Source organism: Bacillus sp. NEAU-242-2, from assembly GCF_027853835.1.
GTDB classification, from domain to species: domain Bacteria; phylum Bacillota; class Bacilli; order Bacillales; family Bacillaceae; genus Bacillus; species Bacillus velezensis.
This window is the reverse complement of the sequence record NZ_JAPNNY010000004.1, coordinates 51544-70889: the sequence shown is the minus strand read 5'-3', so window position 1 is coordinate 70889 and position 19346 is coordinate 51544. Positions and strand designations below refer to the sequence as shown.

The 19346-nt window shown below is 45.6% G+C and carries 20 protein-coding genes; 13 read left to right on the top strand and 7 right to left on the bottom strand.

The window, feature by feature from the left end; genetic code table 11:
* The first annotated feature begins 15 nt into the window (after positions 1-15).
* The 5 genes from OWN49_RS13525 to OWN49_RS13505 all read left to right on the top strand — a co-directional run bounded on the left by OWN49_RS13525 (position 16) and on the right by OWN49_RS13505 (position 7978).
* Entirely contained in the window at positions 16-906 is an 891-nt protein-coding gene (locus OWN49_RS13525; RefSeq protein WP_003153758.1) for an AAA family ATPase, read from the top strand.
* A 10-nt stretch (positions 907-916) separates the two neighbouring features.
* Positions 917-2833, top strand: a complete 1917-nt coding sequence (locus OWN49_RS13520) for a vWA domain-containing protein (protein ID WP_077722458.1) — start codon at positions 917-919, stop codon at positions 2831-2833.
* A 227-nt stretch (positions 2834-3060) separates the two neighbouring features.
* Positions 3061-5895 carry a 2-oxoglutarate dehydrogenase E1 component gene (gene sucA, locus OWN49_RS13515; protein ID WP_015388115.1) on the top strand — a complete coding sequence of 945 codons (2835 nt, stop codon included), beginning with the start codon at positions 3061-3063 and terminating at the stop codon, positions 5893-5895.
* Between the two features lie 15 nt (positions 5896-5910).
* Positions 5911-7158 (top strand): 2-oxoglutarate dehydrogenase complex dihydrolipoyllysine-residue succinyltransferase, encoded by a 1248-nt coding sequence (odhB, locus tag OWN49_RS13510; RefSeq protein ID WP_077722457.1) that lies wholly within the window; start codon positions 5911-5913, stop codon positions 7156-7158.
* A 73-nt stretch (positions 7159-7231) separates the two neighbouring features.
* The gene (locus OWN49_RS13505; RefSeq protein WP_172614753.1) at positions 7232-7978 is read left to right on the top strand and encodes an MBL fold metallo-hydrolase; all 747 of its coding nucleotides are present in this window, start codon (positions 7232-7234) and stop codon (positions 7976-7978) included.
* A 27-nt stretch (positions 7979-8005) separates the two neighbouring features.
* Here the strand turns inward: OWN49_RS13505 and OWN49_RS13500 are convergent, their stop codons facing one another.
* The gene (locus OWN49_RS13500) at positions 8006-8974 is read right to left on the bottom strand and encodes a bile acid:sodium symporter family transporter (protein WP_176283373.1); all 969 of its coding nucleotides are present in this window, start codon (positions 8972-8974) and stop codon (positions 8006-8008) included.
* A 203-nt stretch (positions 8975-9177) separates the two neighbouring features.
* Between OWN49_RS13500 and OWN49_RS13495 the strand changes: the two genes are divergently transcribed.
* Positions 9178-10515 carry a sodium-dependent transporter gene (locus tag OWN49_RS13495; protein WP_176283372.1) on the top strand — a complete coding sequence of 446 codons (1338 nt, stop codon included), beginning with the start codon at positions 9178-9180 and terminating at the stop codon, positions 10513-10515.
* A gap of 40 nt (positions 10516-10555) precedes the next feature.
* On the opposite strand, the gene OWN49_RS13490 is transcribed toward OWN49_RS13495, so the two are convergent.
* From OWN49_RS13490 to OWN49_RS13480, 3 genes are all read right to left on the bottom strand, one after another.
* A complete protein-coding gene (locus tag OWN49_RS13490) occupies positions 10556-11401 on the bottom strand; it encodes a superoxide dismutase (protein WP_070081967.1) in 846 nt (281 codons plus the stop codon).
* The gene (locus tag OWN49_RS13485) at positions 11398-13281 is read right to left on the bottom strand and encodes a terpene cyclase/mutase family protein (RefSeq protein WP_176283371.1); all 1884 of its coding nucleotides are present in this window, start codon (positions 13279-13281) and stop codon (positions 11398-11400) included. Before OWN49_RS13485 ends, OWN49_RS13490 begins: the two co-directional genes overlap by 4 nt.
* Positions 13282-13376: 95 nt before the next feature.
* Positions 13377-14864 (bottom strand): aldehyde dehydrogenase family protein, encoded by a 1488-nt coding sequence (locus OWN49_RS13480; protein ID WP_176283370.1) that lies wholly within the window; start codon positions 14862-14864, stop codon positions 13377-13379.
* A 182-nt stretch (positions 14865-15046) separates the two neighbouring features.
* Here OWN49_RS13480 and OWN49_RS13475 point away from each other — a divergent pair, with 182 nt between their 5' ends.
* The 3 genes from OWN49_RS13475 (at position 15047) to OWN49_RS13465 (ending at position 16093) form a co-directional block, all read left to right on the top strand.
* Positions 15047-15250, top strand: a complete 204-nt coding sequence (locus OWN49_RS13475; RefSeq protein WP_003153779.1) for a DUF6501 family protein — start codon at positions 15047-15049, stop codon at positions 15248-15250.
* A 65-nt stretch (positions 15251-15315) separates the two neighbouring features.
* Positions 15316-15456, top strand: coding sequence for a DUF4025 domain-containing protein (locus tag OWN49_RS13470; RefSeq protein WP_003153781.1), 141 nt, complete (start codon positions 15316-15318; stop codon positions 15454-15456).
* A 292-nt stretch (positions 15457-15748) separates the two neighbouring features.
* Positions 15749-16093, top strand: a complete 345-nt coding sequence (locus OWN49_RS13465; protein ID WP_003153783.1) for a PH domain-containing protein — start codon at positions 15749-15751, stop codon at positions 16091-16093.
* Between the two features lie 44 nt (positions 16094-16137).
* On the opposite strand, the gene OWN49_RS13460 is transcribed toward OWN49_RS13465, so the two are convergent.
* Both OWN49_RS13460 and OWN49_RS13455 read right to left on the bottom strand, forming a co-directional pair.
* The gene (locus tag OWN49_RS13460; protein ID WP_003153785.1) at positions 16138-16371 is read right to left on the bottom strand and encodes a hypothetical protein; all 234 of its coding nucleotides are present in this window, start codon (positions 16369-16371) and stop codon (positions 16138-16140) included.
* Positions 16368-16640 carry a hypothetical protein gene (locus tag OWN49_RS13455; protein ID WP_003153786.1) on the bottom strand — a complete coding sequence of 91 codons (273 nt, stop codon included), beginning with the start codon at positions 16638-16640 and terminating at the stop codon, positions 16368-16370. Before OWN49_RS13455 ends, OWN49_RS13460 begins: the two co-directional genes overlap by 4 nt.
* 70 nt (positions 16641-16710) lie before the next feature.
* Between OWN49_RS13455 and OWN49_RS13450 the strand changes: the two genes are divergently transcribed.
* Complete coding sequence (locus OWN49_RS13450) at positions 16711-17193, top strand: Hsp20/alpha crystallin family protein (protein ID WP_003153787.1); 483 nt, start codon at positions 16711-16713, stop codon at positions 17191-17193.
* On the opposite strand, the gene OWN49_RS13445 is transcribed toward OWN49_RS13450, so the two are convergent.
* Positions 17180-17413 carry a hypothetical protein gene (locus tag OWN49_RS13445; RefSeq protein ID WP_032873431.1) on the bottom strand — a complete coding sequence of 78 codons (234 nt, stop codon included), beginning with the start codon at positions 17411-17413 and terminating at the stop codon, positions 17180-17182. The two genes, OWN49_RS13450 and OWN49_RS13445, sit on opposite strands and share 14 nt — an antisense overlap.
* Before the next feature lie 92 nt (positions 17414-17505).
* Between OWN49_RS13445 and gerPC the strand changes: the two genes are divergently transcribed.
* The 3 genes from gerPC to OWN49_RS13430 all read left to right on the top strand — a co-directional run bounded on the left by gerPC (position 17506) and on the right by OWN49_RS13430 (position 19232).
* Positions 17506-17886: a spore germination protein GerPC gene (gerPC, locus tag OWN49_RS13440; RefSeq protein ID WP_176283369.1), complete on the top strand. Its 381-nt coding sequence runs from the start codon at positions 17506-17508 to the stop codon at positions 17884-17886.
* 83 nt (positions 17887-17969) lie between these two features.
* Positions 17970-18461, top strand: a complete 492-nt coding sequence (locus OWN49_RS13435) for a TraR/DksA family transcriptional regulator (protein WP_003153790.1) — start codon at positions 17970-17972, stop codon at positions 18459-18461.
* A 144-nt stretch (positions 18462-18605) separates the two neighbouring features.
* Entirely contained in the window at positions 18606-19232 is a 627-nt protein-coding gene (locus tag OWN49_RS13430) for an FMN-dependent NADH-azoreductase (protein ID WP_003153791.1), read from the top strand.
* The last annotated feature ends 114 nt before the right edge of the window (positions 19233-19346 follow it).

Genomic DNA, 19346 nt, shown 5'->3' with positions numbered 1-19346 from the left:
AAGGAAACATCACCTATGACTTCAGAATTACAGCACCTATCACTTCCGGAAGATATACAAAACAAACTGCAGGCTTATCAAAATCATCCCGTTTCCCAAGAATTCCGGGATTTAATCGGATCATCAGGCTATGAGGCCGAAGATAAAGCGATTGTATTCGATGCCGTCATCGCTTTGACAATGGGAAAAAATATCTTATTAAAAGGACCGACGGGTTCGGGGAAAACAAAATTGGCGGAAACGCTTTCGAACTATTTTCATAAACCGATGCACAGCGTCAACTGCTCCGTAGACCTCGATGCAGAAGCGCTTGTCGGCTATAAAACGATTGAAAATGAACAGGGGCAGGCGACAATTGAATTCGTTCCCGGACCTGTAACAACCGCAATGAACGAGGGACATTTTTTATACATTGACGAAATCAATATGGCAAAGCCTGAAACCCTTCCGATTCTAAACGGCGTGCTTGATTACAGAAAAATGATGACAAATCCCTTTACAGGAGAAGTGATTAAGGCAAGCGAAGGATTCGGTGTTATCGCCGCGATTAATGAAGGCTACGTCGGCACCGTTCCGCTGAACGAAGCCCTTAAAAACCGTTTTGTAATCATTGATGTTCCGTATATTAAAGGAAGCCTCCTGAAACAGGTGCTGACCTCTCAGTCTGTCTTAAAAGATGAGAAATTAATTGAGCGCTTTATGACGCTGTCTTCTGATTTAATCGCACAAGCGCATAACGGACAAGTGTCAGAAGAAGCGGCATCCATCAGGGCTCTCATTGATACGTGCGACTTGGCTGCGTACATCCCGCCGAAACGGGCGATTGAAAGAGGCATCGTGGAAAAACTTGACGATGACAGGGAAAAAGCCGCTGTCAGAAATATTGCAGAAACGCTGTTCGAATGAGGGATATACAATGAAGTTTATCAAATTTAACGACAGCACGATTGATTCGTTTTTGTTCATGATGCTGACTGATCTTGCCAAAACACTGACCAGAAGCAGTGAAGTTGAAGTGGAATACGGCGTGCAGTCTTACTACAATCCCTTTGAAAAGAAAATTTACATGAGCCACTTTTGGCAAGACCGATCAGCCGGGGATATGGAAGCCGGCCTGAAAAGCGATGTCTATTTGCGCGCTGTCGGGACACGCAGCAGCTCATTTCGGGTATTTGCGGGGTTTTTAAATGACGTTCACCGGCACTTCACCCGCCAAAGCTTTGCCAAGCAGCTGTTTATGCTGCTTGAGGATATCAGAATTGAAGAGCTGATCAAAAAAGAACGGCCGGGAACGAAACGTGTTTTTCAGAAGCGGAGAGAGATGTACAGGAAATATTTCACGACGCAGCTGACACTGAATTTAGAACGGAGCATTTTCACCGACGCTTTGTATTGCGCGATGTTTGTCAAGCTGACGGCTGAGTCTCCGCTTGAAGGCATTCCTTCCATGCATGAAAATATTGATATGATGATACCGTATATTGAACGTCAGCTCATCCGGGTGTATGAGGCGGATTCTACTGAACAAATCGCAACAATAACGGAAGACCTCATGGAAGGCCTTGATGAAGTGCTTGAGAAAGATATGCTGAACACATACTTTTTTCTGCCGGAACTTGATTACGAAAAAGCTGCTGAAGAGCCTTTATTCGAAAGCGTAAAAAAAGCGCCTTCATTAAGTGACGATCTCACGCTCCCTGAGTCTTCCGACGGAGATGAAGAGATCCTTGAAGAGAAAATGAATACGTGGCACCGGGAAACCGAAGCGCCGTCAAAAAGCTTCCTTCAATTTGATATTGAGCACGGCGCGAAATCAGATCTTGGGAAAGACGCGGCCAGAGAAGGCGATGACGGTGACCAGGCGCTCGGCTCCGTTCAAGGTTCCGCACGTCAGACGAAAAGAGAGGATTACTCCAAACTGGAAGCGCTTGAATCCATTCAGGATGAACATGAGGGCGCCGGGCTGGCTGACGGAAAAGAAAACAAATTTGCCTTCCCGGTTTATCAAACGCCTCATAAAGCGTCTCCTGAAGAGGAGCAGTCTTATAAAGAACAGGCAAAAACGATAGAATCATATCAAAAACGCCTGAAGCAGATGATACAAAAAACACTTGAGCACAAAAAAACACTCCCGCGGACCGACCTTCACGCAGGCCGGCTGAATCGCAAACTGATCCGCTATTTTACGGAACGGAACCCGCGCCTTTTCTATAAAAAGCAGGACCCGTCTTCAGACATTGACGCCGTTTTTACATTGCTTGTCGATTGTTCGGCCAGCATGTTTGACAAAATGGATGAAACAAAAAGAGGGATCGTTCTTTTTCATGAAGCCTTGAAATCAGTGTCCGTCCCTCACCAAATCGTCGGATTTTGGGAGGATACAAACGAAGCAACCGAAACGAGCCAGCCGAATTTCTTCAATACCGTCATTCCGTTTGAAGAGTCGCTGCTGCAGGCTGCGGGTCCGCTAATCATGCAGCTTGCGCCTGAAGAAGATAACAGAGACGGATACGCCATCAGACAAATGACGAAACAGCTGATGCGGCGGAGTGAGGCGCAAAAATTTTTAATCGTGTTTTCAGACGGAGAGCCGGCAGCATTCGGATACGAACAAAACGGCATCGTCGATACGAGCGAGGCTGTCATCGAAGCGAGAAAAAAAGGGATAGAAGTCATAAATGTTTTTCTGTCCAATACTGCGATAGAAGAATCCCAGATGAAAACCATTCAGGATATGTACGGAAAGTACAGTATTTTTGTTCCCGATGTCGATCAGCTGCCCGATGTGCTGTATCCGCTCTTGAAAAAACTGCTTCATAAAAGCATAGGATAGGCTTTTTCCTATGCTTTTTCGCTTTTTATTTTAAAATGATTTAATTTTTTCGGTATTGATCTGTTTTTTTTACTATTTTGTGAACAATCAAGGTAGAATCCAAACGCAATCAGTGGTAAAATATCCTTGGAAGCGTTTTTATTACATAATTTTGGGCACAGTGTTCAAAAGTTATTTCAAGATAGTGAATTGATCACTTGATTATCTAGGTTGGGGGTAATATTCAAATGTTTCAAAATAATATGAAACAAAGAATGAATTGGGAAGATTTTTACGGACCGAACCTCGGCTACGCACTGGAGCTGTACGACCAATATGCTGAAGATCCAGACAGCATTGATCCGGATCTGAAAGACATGTTTGACGAACTCGGCGCTCCGCCAAGCCAAATAAAAGAGGCATCGGAAACAAAGGAACAGGGACGCGTCACCGCAGATCTGATTCAAAAGATCGCAGCAGCAGTTAAACTTGCAGAAGATATTCGAACCTATGGCCATCTGAACGCTTCCGTCAATCCGCTCAGAAAGGATCCGAAAAAGAGCGAGCTCTTTCCGTTATCCGAGTACGGGCTTACAGAAGAAGAAATGAAAGCAATACCCGCGTCTGTCATCTGTAAAGACGCACCTGCCAATATAACAAACGGCTTAGAAGCCATCCAGCATTTACGCAATACCTATAAAAGAACCATCTCTTTCGAGTTTGACCATGTGCATGATTTCGAAGAGCGCGCATGGATTACAAAAATGGTCGAATCCGGAGAACTGTTCCGGAAAAATTCACCGGAAAAACTGTCAGCCGTTTTAGAAAGACTGACGGAAGTAGAAGGATTTGAACAATTTTTACACCGGACATTCGTCGGTCAGAAGCGTTTCTCAATTGAGGGATTAGACGCGCTTGTGCCGGTTCTTGACGACATTATCGCCCAGTCTGTGAAAGCGGGCACAACCAATGTCAATATCGGGATGGCGCACAGAGGCCGTTTAAATGTGCTTGCGCATGTGCTCGGCAAACCGTATGAAATTATTTTCTCAGAATTCCAGCACGCACCGAATAAAGACCTTGTGCCATCTGAAGGATCGACCGGCATCAGCTACGGCTGGACGGGCGATGTAAAATATCACCTCGGTGCAGACAGACAGCTTCAGGATGCTGAAACCAAAAGCGCGCGGATTACGCTTGCAAATAACCCGAGCCACTTGGAATTCATCAATCCGATTGTTGAAGGAAGCACGCGGGCGGCACAGGAAACAAGAACGCAAAAGGGGTACCCGGTTCAAGATGAAACAAAATCGCTCGCCATTTTAATTCACGGTGACGCAGCGTTCCCGGGAGAAGGCATTGTCGCCGAGACGCTGAACTTAAGCTCTCTGAAAGGCTATCAGGTCGGCGGGGCCATTCATATCATCGCCAATAATATGATCGGCTTTACCACTGAAAGCGATGAATCACGATCAACGAAATATGCCAGTGATTTGGCGAAGGGCTATGAAATTCCGATCGTTCACGTCAACGCGGATGATCCGGAAGCATGCCTGTCAGCCGTTAAATTTGCGGTTGAATACCGGAAGCGGTTCAATAAAGATTTCTTAATCGATTTGATCGGGTACAGACGATACGGCCACAATGAAATGGATGAGCCGTCAACGACACAGCCGATGCTGTATGATGCCGTCAGAAAACACCCGACTGTCAAGCGGATCTTTGCGGAAAAACTCGTAAGTGAAGGACTGATCAGCGAGGAAAAAGCGCAAAACATCGAAATGGCAGTGACAAAACGAATTGAAGACGCCTATAAAAAGGTGCCCGCCAAAAAAGAAGACGCCGTACGGGAAATTGAATTGCCGGAACCGGTGTCCAACGGTTTTCCAGACGTTGACACAGCCATTGATTTTGATGTTCTCCGCAAGCTGAACGGCGAACTTATCAACTGGCCGGAATCCTTTAACGTGTTCGGCAAGCTGAAAAGAATCCTGGAAAGACGTGCAAAAGCGTTTGATGATGACCGTAAAGTTGAATGGTCATTGGCTGAATCGCTTGCGTTTGCTTCCATTTTGAAAGACGGCACGCCGATCCGGCTGACCGGGCAGGATTCAGAGCGCGGAACGTTCGCTCAAAGAAACCTTGTGCTGCATGACAGCGAAACAGGAGAAGAATTTGTTGCTCTCCATCACTTAGACGACTGCGCTTCTTCATTTACGGTGCATAACAGCCCGCTCTCTGAAGGATCGGTTCTCGGCTTTGAATATGGATACAACGTGTATTCGCCTGAAACGCTTGTGTTGTGGGAGGCGCAGTACGGAGACTTTGCCAATGCGGCTCAAGTCTATTTTGATCAATTCATATCTGCAGGACGGGCAAAATGGGGACAAAAATCAGGGCTGGTCATGCTGCTGCCTCACGGTTACGAAGGGCAGGGCCCTGAACACTCCAGCGGCCGCGTCGAGCGGTTCCTGCAGCTGGCGGCGGAAAACAACTGGACAGTGGCCAACCTGACAAGTGCGGCTCAGTATTTCCACATTTTAAGAAGACAAGCGAAAATGCTGCTTCGTGAGGAAATCCGCCCGCTTGTGATCATGACGCCGAAGAGCCTGCTGCGCAACCCGAATACGGTATCTGAAGTGCAGGAACTGAGCGAAAGCCGATTCAAGCCTGTCTATGAGCAGTCCGGTCTTTCCCATGCTTACGAAAAAGTGACTCGCGTCGTATTATCAAGCGGAAAAGTGTCAATTGATATCAGCGATCACTTCAACAAAATGGAAGGCGATAAGGATTGGCTTCATATTGCCAGAATCGAACAGCTGTATCCGTTCCCGGCAAAAGATACGAAGGAGCTTTTCGCCAAACTGCCGAACCTGCAAGAGATCGTTTGGGTTCAGGAAGAGCCGCAGAACATGGGGGCATGGAGTTATATCAGCCCGTATCTGACGGAAATTGCGCCAAAAGGAGTAAATGTCCAATACATCGGCCGAAGAAGACGATCCAGTCCCGCAGAAGGAGATCCGACAGTCCACAAAAAAGAACAGGAACGCATTGTATCTGATAGCTTGACTCGCAAAAACTAAGGGGGAAATGTAAAAATGGCGGAAATTAAGGTACCTGAATTAGCAGAATCAATCTCAGAAGGAACGATAGCCCAATGGTTAAAGCAGCCCGGTGATTATGTAGAACAGGGTGAGTACTTGCTTGAACTGGAGACGGACAAAGTAAATGTTGAATTGACAGCAGAAGAATCGGGTGTTCTAAAAGAGGTATTGAAAGATTCGGGTGATACCGTCCAAGTAGGAGAAATTATCGGTACCATTACAGAAGGCGCTGGCGAAAGTTCTGCACCCGCCCCTTCAGAAAGTGCTCCAGCCAATGAACAAACGAAAGAGGAAGCAAAAGCTGAACCTGCTGCACAAGAAGTCAGCCAGGAAGCACAATCAGAAGCGAAATCCAAAACGGTAGCGTCTCCGGCTGCACGCAAGCTGGCAAGGGAAAAAGGAATTGATCTATCACAAATTCCGACGGGGGACCCGCTTGGCCGCGTGCGCAAACAAGATGTGGAAGCTTATGAAAAACCGGCTTCAAAACCTGCGGCACAGCCGAAACAGCAGGCTCAAAAAACACAGCAAAGCTTTGACAAACCTGTTGAAGTGCAAAAAATGTCCCGCCGCAGACAGACGATCGCGAAACGATTGGTTGAAGTGCAGCAGACTTCTGCGATGCTGACAACATTTAACGAAGTTGATATGACGGCTGTTATGAATCTAAGAAAACGCCGTAAAGACCAATTCCTTGAGCAAAACGATGTAAAACTCGGTTTCATGTCGTTCTTTACAAAAGCCGTCGTGGCTGCTTTGAAAAAATTCCCGCTCCTTAACGCTGAAATTCAAGGCGATGAGCTGATCGTGAAAAAATTCTATGACATCGGTATCGCTGTCGCGGCTGAAGAAGGGCTTGTCGTCCCAGTCGTGCGTGACGCTGACCGCCTGACGTTTGCCGGCATTGAAAGAGAGATCGGCGAACTTGCGAAGAAAGCGCGAAACAATAAATTAACATTAGGTGAGCTGCAAGGAGGCTCCTTCACGATCACAAACGGAGGTACATTCGGATCGCTTATGTCAACACCGATCCTAAACAGCCCTCAGGTTGGGATCTTAGGTATGCACAAAATTCAGCTGCGCCCAGTAGCAATTGATGCGGAGCGCTCTGAAAACCGTCCGATGATGTACATCGCTTTATCATATGATCACAGAATTGTAGATGGTAAAGAAGCGGTCGGGTTCCTTGTCACCATTAAAAACCTGCTTGAAGATCCGGAACAGCTGCTGCTGGAAGGATAATTTGAGACAGACAAAAAGTACACTGCCCTTACAAGCAGTGTACTTTTTTTATTGAGCGAAGGGGAGAATTTATATGAAAAGCTGTTATCCGCTTGAGATCGAATTTGAATATAATGAAGAATTGCATTCAATCACTCCGGTTCTTCTGCAAGACGAACATGACACGATATTAATAGACTGCGGATATCCCGGTTTTACAAACCATCTTCAACATGCTGCTGCCCGGCATGGAATGTCGCTTCATTCATTGACAAAAATCATTGTAACGCATCACGATATAGATCATATCGGCTCACTCGCTGCATTACACCGTTTGCACCCGGATATCAGCGTGACAGTACATGAGCGTGAAGCGCCGTATATTGACGGCTCTAAAAAATCTTTACGGCTTGAGCAGGCTGAATCAACGTTTAGTTCATTGCCAGAGGATGCAAAGCCTTATGCAAAACAGTTCATCCGCTCGCTTCAATCAGTCGAATCGGCTCCAGTTCACCGGACAGTTACTGACGGTGAGCTGCTGCCTTGGTGCGGAGGCATTCGCGTTGTAGCCACGCCGGGTCATACACCCGGCCATATCAGTCTTTATCTGCCTGCCGAAAAAACAATGATCACAGGTGATGCGGTCGTCATTGAAGACGGAAAGCTGAACCTTGCTAATCCTGGCTATACGTTACATATGGATGATGCGGTCCGTTCTGTGCAGCGGCTGCTCGATTACGATATCCGCCAATTGATTTGTTATCATGGAGGTTTATTTCAGGGGGATGTAAAAAAAGCGCTTTTGCGCCTGTTTCGTGATCTGCAGAATAAACAAGGATAGGAGCTGCAGCAGCCTATCCTTGTTCAGTTATGAAAACGGAATCTTTGCCGTTTCTTCTTCGGCGCTGTTTTTCTCTTTTTTCTTAGACCAGTAGGTGGCAAGAACAGACCCCGACAGATTGTGCCATATGCTGAAAATTGCGCTCGGCACGGCTGACAAAGGGGAGAAATGCGCTGTCGCAAGCGCTGCGCCCAGTCCGGAGTTTTGCATCCCGACTTCTATCGCAATCGCTTTTTGTGAAGCATAATCCATTCTGAACAGCTTTGCAGTCAGGAATCCTAACAAATATCCGATTCCGTTATGTAAGATGACGACAGACACAATCAGCAGTCCGGATTGAAGCAGATGCTCACGATTTACACTGACGACAGAGGATACAATCGCTACGATGCCGATTACCGATACGAGAGGAAGCGCGTGCACGGCTTGTCCGACCTGTTTTTTGAAGAACAGCTTCACAATCACCCCGAGGACGATCGGCAAAAGCACGGCTTGCATAATGGAAACAAACAGTGAACCGAAAGAAACGGGAAGCCACTCTTTCGCAAACAGCATAATAAGTGCCGGCGTTACAATAGGAGCAAGCAATGTTGAGATCGTGGTGACCGCAACAGAAAGTGCCGTATTGCCTTTCGCCAAAAACGTCATGACATTTGATGCCGTACCGCCCGGACAGCATCCGACCAGAATGACGCCCGCGGCGATTTCTGCGGGGAGGCGGAGCCCGATTGATAAACAGAAAGCCGTAAGCGGCATAATCGTAAACTGGGCAGCGACCCCGATCACGACAAGCCAAGGCTTTCTGATTAATTCTTTAAAATCGTCTGCTTGAAGAGTAAGCCCCATCCCAAACATAATAATACCAAGGAAAATCGTCATATAAGAACTGATCCAAGTAAACAAATCAGGGCAGGCGAATCCCAAACCGGCAAAGACGATAACCCACAAGCCAAAGGTTTGGCCCGCAAACCCGCTTATTTTTTTCAGCCATTCCATAAACACAGCTCCTTTTATATCCAATCAATCAGTCAGAAAATATGACTGACTTTTCTGTACTCCATTATAAATAATATTCTGAATAATTCAATATTAAATATAAGTTTTCGATAAAATTATTATGTAAACTAATATCTTCTTGACTATTCAGACATATATTCTTACAATTGATTTTTATACTGAAATGAATTGGGAGTGCTGAAGTGAAAGAAGCTAATCAATGGTCATCTAAGCTGGGATTTATTTTAGCTACGGCCGGCTCTGCAATCGGGCTCGGCGCAATATGGAAGTTCCCTTACGTAGCGGGAACCAGCGGAGGCGGCGCTTTTCTGCTTGTTTTTATTTTATTTACTGTTTTAATCGGACTGCCGCTTTTGCTTGCTGAATTTATTATCGGCAGAAAAACACAAAAAAACGCCGTTGAATCCTATAAGGCGCTGGCGCCGGGGAAAAAGTGGCACTGGATCGGATATCTCGGAATCATTACGTGTTTTATTCTATTGTCCTTCTACAGCGTAGTGGGGGGATGGATATTAATCTACATTATAAAAGGCTTTACAGGCGGTTTATCGCTTTCTTCGGGATTTGATACGTTATTTATCGATACCATTTCCAACCCTTATGCAGCGGTTTTCGGTCAGCTGCTGTTTATCGTGCTGACGATTTTAGTTGTGGCAAAAGGGGTGAGCAGCGGCATCGAAAAGGTAAGCCAGGTGCTGATGCCGGCTCTGTTTATTCTGTTTATTCTTTTAATGATCCGTTCCGTTACGCTGCATGATGCAGCGAAGGGATTAAAATTCTTCTTCATGCCTGATTTTGGCGCGATGGATGCCAATACCATTTTATATGCGATGGGACAATCATTTTTCTCGTTAAGCGTCGGAGTGTCCGTAATGGTTACATACAGCGCATATTTAGAAAAAGAAGAAAATATTGTTCAATCCGCCGTATCGGTGACGGTATTAAATGTCCTTGTTGCCGTGATGGCGGGAGTGGCGATTTTTCCGGCGGTATTTGCATTCGGCCTCAAGCCGGATCAAGGTCCGCAGCTTTTATTTAACGTGCTGCCGACAGTCTTTAACCAAATGCCGTTGGGCATCGTGTTTTTACTCGCCTTTTTGCTGCTGTTTTTATTTGCGACGCTGACATCGGCTTTTTCAATGCTTGAAATTTTAGTTGCTGTTTTGTCAAAAGGCGATTCGGCAAAACGGAAGCGGTATGCATGGATCGGGGGACTTGCTATATTTATTGTCGGGGTTCCTTCGGCGCTGTCGTACGGAATTTTGAGTGATGTTTCTATTTTTCACCGCAGTATTTTTGACGCTGCGGATTTTCTGGTCAGCAATGTCTTAATGCCGCTGGGCGCGCTTTTAATTGCCGTTTTCGTACCGCTGAAAATTTCGAAACAGATGCTGTTTGACGAACTGAAAAGCGGTTCCGGTATAAAACGAAAATGGTTTGCAGTCTGGCTCCTATTAATCCGTTATGTGGCTCCTGTAGCCATTATTATCGTTTTTCTGCACGTGCTTGGTATTTTTTAGACCAAAAGAAGCAGGCCCCCCGTTCAAGACGGGGGCTTTTTTAATAAAGCGGCCATATCACGCGGTGCGCTTGTTCGAACCGTTTCTCCGCCTCCCGCCAATCAACGACATTCCACCATTGATCCACGTAAGCCGCACGGTCGTTTTTATATTGTAAATAATAAGCGTGTTCCCACACATCCAGCGGAAGCAAAGGAATGACGTCCCACTGGCTGTAGAGCTGATGCTTCTCAGCGGCCAAAATCTCCAGCCGCCCGGCGCGCGGCGCCCAGACTAGGATAGCCCAGCCGACTCCTTCGACTTTTTTCGCCGCTTGAGAAAATTGCTCTTTAAAAGCAGAATAGCTTCCGAATGACACATCAATCATTTGAAAGAGCGCACCCGTCGGCCGTCTTTTTCCGTTTGGATTCATGGAAAACCAGAAAATACTGTGCAAATAATGGCCGGCCCCGTGAAACGCCAATTGCCGCTCCCAATGCGCCACTAAGTCGTACTGTTTCGTTTGTCTCGCTTTTTTGAGCTCCAGTTCTGCTTTATTCAGACCGTCAACATAGCTCTGATGGTGTTTTGTATGATGGAGTTTCATAATCTCTCTTGAAATATACGGTTCCAGTGCGGAATAACTGTATGGCAGTTTAGGGAGGACATGCTTGCCGATCGGCACATAGGCTCTGCGCTCATCCGGCTCATCCGGTTCGGTAATGTCCCGGTAAAGTGCTGATGCCTGTTCGTACCATTCCGCCTCCGTTAATCCATCATCCTGAAGGGTGTGAAAAATCCGGTCGATTTGTGCCGCGAAGCGATCGAACCGACCTTGCTGTATGACTTGTTCCTTCAAGGTTTCACACCAATTCAGCATTTCGGTTTGATAAGCGTGCCGTTTCATTTTTCTTCCTCCTTTTCACTCACTTTCATAAAAGTGCTGAGCGCAAGCAAAGAAAACACATACGGGTAGCTGTGATACTTGATGTAAAACTGTTTCGGCAGGCCGATTCCGGTCGGATAGCTGAAAGCGTCTCCTTCGTAATGCCGGTTTTCAATAAGAAAGGATATGCCTTTTGTGACGGCTTGATGATGAGGTTTTTCGTATTGCAGCAAAGCTTCGGCCGCCCAAGCCGTCTGTACAAGCGTCCCGTAAGAAAGCGGAACATAGGTTTTGACTTCTGCGCTTTTACAGGATTCTCCCCAGCTTCCGTCCTCGTTTTGAATGGACTTCAGCCAGCGGATCGCTTTTTTCACGGCCGGGTGGTTTTGGCTCACGCCGCAAGCCTTCATCCCTGTCAGCGCTGCCCATGTGCCGTAAATATAGCAGACACCCCATCTGCCGTACCACGATCCGTCCTCTTCTTGATGGCGGATCAGCCATTGGACGGCCTTTTCAATCTGAGGGTGATCAGAAGAAAGCCCCGCTTCTCCTAAACAGTGCAGCACCCGTCCGGTTAAGTCGCTTGTTGAAGGATCGATGGCAGCTTCCTCAGCCGATTCCAGCGGCAGCAGGCGGACCAGCGGATGATTGACATTTTTCTCAAAAGCAGAGAAGCCGCCGTCACTGTTTTGCATGGACAAAAGCCAGCTCAGTCCGCGTTCCCATGAGGCGGGATAACGTTTTCGCGGAATGGCTTTGAGCACTGCGGCTGTGTCATCACAATCAGGATTATTTGTATTAATGTTTGAAAAACCCCATCCTCCCGGTTCAGCATGCGGGTTGTGAACGGCCCAATCAGCGACTTTCGTCTGCTGCCGTTCACGCAGAAACCGGGCGGCGCCGGTTATCATTTGATCGTTATCTGAGATGCCGCTTTTCATAAGCGCATAGCTGAGAAGCGCCGTATCCCAAACGGTCGACGTTGAGTTTTCCAGGTACGGTATATCGCCGCAAGACGTGAGCAAAGCTTTCGTGCCGGCAAGCGCTTTTCTGATAACGGGGGAGTGGCGCGATACACCGAGAGCGAGCAGGCCGTACACCATAAAAATAGTGGCACTCGCATAGCTGTATAATGTGCCGTCTTCTTCAATCCGGTCAAGCATATACGTTTTGGCCGTACGCAGACCGAGCTGGTGAAAAGCGGCTGGAATCTGCAAAAGCCGCTTCCAGTGCGCGAAAAGAGAAGAGAGATCTCTGTTCTCATCCTGATCGGAACGAAGCCATGTAAACGGATTTTTAGTCATATGCCGATCTAAATGCGCGAGAGACGGAACGTTGGGATTTTTCAGCGAAAATCTTTTGTTAAGCGTCACGGCCATCGGTACAAAATGAATACGAGCGTATGTACTGAACTGGTAAAAATGCAGCGGGAAGGATGGGGGAATGACTAAGAAAGATAATGGCAGATGCAGCGCGGGCCATGGATATAGGCCGTTTGCCGCAAGCATCCACTTTGTCATGAAGTGTACGTTGCGCAAGCCGCCATTTGAGATGATAAAGCGTTCGGCCTGAATCATATGCGCCTCAGAACGGCTATATAAACCGGAAGCCAGCAAGCCGGCATAGCCCTGTACAGTAGCGGTCACATTTCCTTTCCGGTCATCAGGATAGTTGGCAAAAGTTCCGTCCGGGCGCTGTTTAGCGCGAATGCCTTCTGCAAGCTCAGCGATCAGTTCTTTATCATTGTCTCCAAGAGAAGTGAGAAGGAGGATCAGAAAGGCGTTTGTCAAAATCGGTCCTTCAAAACAAAATGACCATGAGCCGTCCGCATTTTGCGTTTCTCTTAATAGGGAGATGGTTTTCTTTTGGCGGCTTCTGACGTTTTCATGAATTGTGCTCACACTCGCTCAACTCCTTCAGAAGCATATATATTCATATGTAAAAGACGGCATGACAAAAGAAAGAAACTGCTGACAGGCAGCAGTTTCTTGTTGGATCAATCTTCCAGGTTGATCCAGACGCTTTTCACTTCTGTATAATTATTCAGCGCGTAAGAGCCCATTTCCCGCCCGAGGCCGGATTGCTTATAGCCGCCGAAAGGAGATGCCGCATCGAAAACATTGTAGCAGTTGACCCAAACGGTGCCGGCTTGGAGACGGTCAGCAATGTAATGGGCGTTTTTCACATTTTCAGTCCAAAGTCCGGCTGCAAGGCCGTATTCCGAGCGGTTCGCCCGCTCAATGACTTCATCAACCGTATCATACGGAATGGCGGCTAAGACCGGGCCGAAAATTTCTTCTTTTGCGATGGTCATGCTGTCATCCACATCCGCAAATACAGTCGGGGAGACAAAATACCCTTCTTCAAACGGGCAGCTGCCGCCCGCGACAGCTTTGGCTCCTTCCGCTTTTCCTTTTTCAATATATGAAAGCACGCGCTCATGCTGTTCCTGGCTGACGAGCGGGCCGATTTGTGTATCTTGGTGAAGGCCGGCGCCTTGCTGAAGCGATTTCGCATATGAAACCATTTCGCTGACGACCTCATCATATTTGTCTTTGTGAATGAAGACACGGGAGCCTGCGCAGCATACCTGTCCCTGATTAAACATGACCCCGTTTAAAGCGCCGGGAATGGCTTTCTTCAAATTGGCATCAGGCAAAATGATGTTAGGTGACTTTCCGCCAAGCTCCAGTGTCACGCGTTTAATTTTTTTTGCGGCTTTTTCCATGATTTTTTTGCCGATTTCTGTAGAACCGGTAAAAGCGAGTTTATCGACATCGTCATGGTTGGTCAGCGCTTCCCCGGCCGTCTCGCCGAACCCTGGGACAATATTGATGACGCCGTCAGGGAAGCCCGCCTGATCTATTAATTCCGCTAAATAGAGGGCGGTCAGCGGTGTCTGCTCCGCCGGTTTCAAAACGATTGTGCAGCCTGTGGCAAGGGCGGCGCCCATTTTCCACATCGCCATAAGGAGCGGAAAGTTCCAAGGGATGATCTGCCCCACGACGCCGACAGGATCATGGCGGGTGTAATTAAAATATGAGCCGGCGACCGGAATTGTTTGTCCGGTTATCTTTGTAGACCACCCGGCATAATAACGCATATGCTCAATTGCGAGCGGGATATCCCCATTCGTCGTTTCATTAATCGGTTTTCCGTTATCAAGTGTTTCAAGCTGCGCGAGTTCCGTTTTGTGCTCTTCCATTAAATCGGCAAGCTTATACATCAGCCTGCTTCTGGAAGCGGCCGGCATAGTGCGCCATTCGCCGTGATCAAAGGCTTTGCGTGCCGCTTTCACTGCACTGTCAATGTCTTCTGTCTGTGCCTCGTAAAGCGTCATCAGCGTTTCTCCGGTTGCCGGATTCGGTGTGACAAATGTTGATCCTGAAGCGCTCGGAACAAATTTTCCGTCAATATAAAGTTTCTTCGTACCCTGTAAAAATGTTTCCAGCCTTTTTGTGATCTGCATCGTTAAAGAACTCATTCGTAACAAACCTCCCGAAATTTTTTATGGTCTGTTTTGAGCATCTTGATGTCCGCGCAAAGTAAGCGCATACAGTCATTCTATAATAACACCCCCAGTAAAATCAATCGATAACCGTTATTGCAATTCACAAGAAAAAACGGCTACAATAAGCTTATCGATTAAGAAAAGGAGTTTTATAAATGATTCATAATAATTGGCAGACAAAAGAAAGCGTCAAAAAGGTCAAATGCGTACATACAGATGCGAAAAAATACATTGTCAAAAATGTGCTGACGCCGGGTAAAGAGTATGAAGTCAAAAATGAAACAGAAGAATTCATTTTTGTTGCAGACAATACAAACAAAGTCGGAGGCTTCTACAAAGAGTATTTTGAAGAAGTTTAAAGCTGAATGAATTTATTTTGCCTGAGCCATACTAAAAAAGACTACATATAAAGGGTGGCTGCAAAATGAAAAAAACAGAGCAAGACAAACAAAATAAAACATCAGATCAGCTTCAGCAAGTGCAACCTGAAGAAGGCACCGACACGACGATGGAACAAATTTCAGATACCTATAAAGAAGGAACAATTGAAGATACGGATCGTTGATGTTTTGTTGAAACCGCGGCATTGGAGAAGCTGCGGTTTTTTATGGCGAAAATAAAAAACTGACTTTTCGAAAAAAATACCGTTTTCTTGAAACCTTTTCTTCCGCTGAACCGTATTACTTCATAACAGCGGCACCTTTCGCGAAGGGCTTTTTTGATGAACGTTCTAAAAATGTAATCTGTTCGTAATGGTTTAAATGCCGTCTATGTCGTATTCTTATATAGGGATAAAGAACTTATTTTTTATGATTGTAATAAAACAATAGTATAGAAGCAGAAAGTGGGGTTCTTCATTGGGAATTTTTTCTGTCAGCAGATCAACCGACACAAAAAAGCTGGAGGCTTTGCTCGTTGAGGGAGAACGGATCGAAACGATTTATAAACTGCGGGTTGACCAAATATGCTTTACGAATAAACGAGTGATTTTCTTTGATAATAAAATGTTCTCCAAAAAGAAAGTGCGCGTATTTCTTCCATATAAAACAATTGAAAGCTTCGCCATTCAAGAAGCGGGAATGTTTGATCCCGATACCGGGCTTGTATTAATGACAAGGGGAAAAACTTTCGAATTGGAATTTGCAAAAGAAACGGACTTGACTGAGGTTCAAGCCATCTTAACAAAATACTTATGCAGTTAAATATCACATAAAAGCCATCCGAATGCATGCGGATGGCCTTTTTATTATATAATGCTTGTTTTTCCGGAGTTCGAATCAATGAGATCCGGGTCAGCGATAGAACTGATGGGGATATAAATCGGCGCCAAATCACCATTTTCTTCACCGAATCCGTAGTTGATCTTATTGGATAAAAAATAATCGATTTGCTGATACGGGCCGATCGTAATGGAAGAACCGCGGTCGACCGCATTTACTTTAAAGCCTCCTACATTTACCAAAACCGGCGAAAACATCATAATGGGCCTCCTTTTCCGGCAGGGATTTTGTCGCATGCAGACTCAAAGGTTGATGGAGAATCAATTTGATCCCGGTCATCCACTTTGCCGTTCGTGCCGATGAAGCCGCTTGCATCTCCGAAGTTCTGTCCGTATCCCTGATTCTTTTTATCAGAATTCTGCCATTCCGCCAGTAAATTTTGTCCGACATTCACCGCTGAAGCATTTTCAAAGGAATTAATTTTCAACATGAAAATATTAATATTGATATATGGAGTTGGTTGAACCACAGGCAAACCTCCTTTAATACAGGTGTATGCCGGCTGTTATGACCGTATGCTTAGACAGGGGGCGATAAAAATGGATTTCGATAAGATGAAGCAATGGATGGAAATGGCGCAAAACATGTCCGGCGGCGACTTTTGGAAAAACGTTTTTGATGATGAACAACTGAAATCATTTCAAAACGGCCATTCTCATTTTCCCTTTCAACAGGGAGATGGGCAAATGAGAAGAAATGAGGATGCTTTTCCTCTTATAGATATTGTGGAAACCCATGATGAGCTCCAATTTTTGCTGTATCTGCCCGGCTACCGGAAACAAGATGTTCAGCTTTTGTCCTATGGAGAATATATTGTCGTAAAAGGCACGAGAAAATCCTTTTTCAATGAACAGGATTTTAAACAGAAGACCGGAAAATACGGCGATTTTGAAAAAAAACTCGATCTTCCGCATTCCGCTCAAGGTACGAAGGGAATGCAGGCGGTATTCAAAGACGGGATTTTATATATATCGATTGCTAAACATCTGGGGGATGCAAGCCAGATCATTATCGAAGGCTGATCTTGTTCGCTGTGCCATCTATCAGATCTGAATCATCGATACTCATGATAGGGATGACGACAACGGTGCAATCACCGTTTTGTTCACCGTACCCTTCATTTCTTTTATTGGCGGCTGTGTTTCTCACCATAATGGAAGAGCCGGTGTTAAAAGCCGCTCCGCCGCTGATTCCGTTCATTTTTATATACTCAAAGTTGATAACGGATGGAAAAAACATCATGATTCGCCTCCTTTTTGTATATCATGTTTATATATTCGCAATGCGGGACGCATAGAACTTTCCAAGAGTGACGGGGAAAGAAGTGATTTTCTTTGAAAAAAATAATGAAAGAGATTTTCAAAAAAGTGTGTGAAGAAGAATTAGACCGGCTTAAGAAAGTGGAACAACAGCTTGATGACCTTCAGGATAAGTGTCATTTTGAGCCGCAAACGGTTGAAGGGGAAAAAGCATATGTCCATATTGAGCACGTCAAAGTGGACAAGGTTGAATACAATATTGATTTTGAACAGCTGAGTATAGAAGAGCTGAGCGGTATGCTGAATATCGGCGCCACTTACCATACACCGGCGCACAGGCTCAAACAAGCCTGCGCTGAAGAAAGTCGGGACAACCCGCAAAATGATGCTGCGAAAGAAAAAAGACAGACAAAGCAGCAGACACCCAATGTCACCATCAGGGGGAGAAAGCATTGACCCCCATTGTTTCATCCTCCTTTTTCGAGGGTATGTATTAACAGATGCAGCGAAGAATACAGACGAAAAAGGAGATGATGAATATGTCATTATCAAAAGAACAGCAGGACAGCCTTTATCATAAATTAATCGATTTAAAGGAAAGTCTTCAGGGAGAATCAAAAGAAAATCATTCAATGAGCGAAGACACAGGAGAATTGTCGAACGGAGTAGATAATCACTTAGCGGATCACGGAAGCATTTATTTGGACAGGGTCACGAATCAGACGCTGGACGGTGTCGATCAGAATCTTTTAGATGAGGTGAACGCCGCGCTTGAACGAATGGATAAAGGAACATACGGGATTTGTGAGAAAACGGGAAAAGAAATTCCTTATGAAAGACTTGAAGCCGTTCCGTACGCCAGAATGACCGTCGAAGCGCAGCGAGAAACAGAAGGGGATGTGAAAACAGACGCTCCGTCATATGAAAGGGAATTTCACGAGCAGGTGAAAGACCTCTCAAATAAAGAAACCGTTGATCAAAAAAGCTCACAAACTTACGAAATCCTGGATCGCGAGCAGGATTCACAATAATAGCAGCAGGTACATTCATATGTACCTGTTTTTTTATTCCATAAAAAATCTCAGAATCGAAATAAAATCATTGACTTTATATAAAAAAGAAAGTAACATACTATTTGTAAGTAAATATTAAAAGATTACCGGGAGGAATTTAGAATGTCTCAAGTATTATTTGTAAAATCAAGTGACCGTACGGCTGAAGAAGGCGTGTCCGTAAAATTATACGAAGCGTTTCTGGCTGCTTATAAAGAAAACAATCCGAATGATGAAGTGATCGAACTTGATCTTCATAAAGAAAACCTTCCTTACCTCGGAAGAGATATGATTAACGGAACATTCAAAGCTTCAAAAGGAATTGAAATGACAGACGAAGAGAAAAAACAAGCGTCAACTGCTGACATTTACTTAAATCAATTCGTCAAAGCTGACAAAGTCGTGTTTGCATTCCCGCTTTGGAACTTCACAGTGCCTGCTGTGCTTCATACTTATGTTGATTACCTGTCTCGCGCAGGGGTTACTTTCACATACACGCCTGAAGGCCCTAAAGGTCTGATGGGAGATAAAAAAGTAGCGCTCTTAAACGCGCGCGGCGGCGTATATTCTGAAGGACCGATGGCATCTCTTGAAATGTCATTAAACTTCATGAAAACCGTTCTCGGTTTCTGGGGTGTCCAAGATCTTCACACTGTTGTCGTTGAAGGTCATAATGCTGCACCGGATAACGCTCAAGCGATCATTGAAAAAGGACTGCAAGAAGCGAAAGATCTGGCTGCAAAATTCTAATTGCCATAACTCTTGCGCCCCTACAGGGTGTGAGAGTTTTTTCTATTATAGAAGAAACTGGCGGAAGCTTTCGATCTGATCTTATATTGATATATTGATATTTTGTCGAAAAAA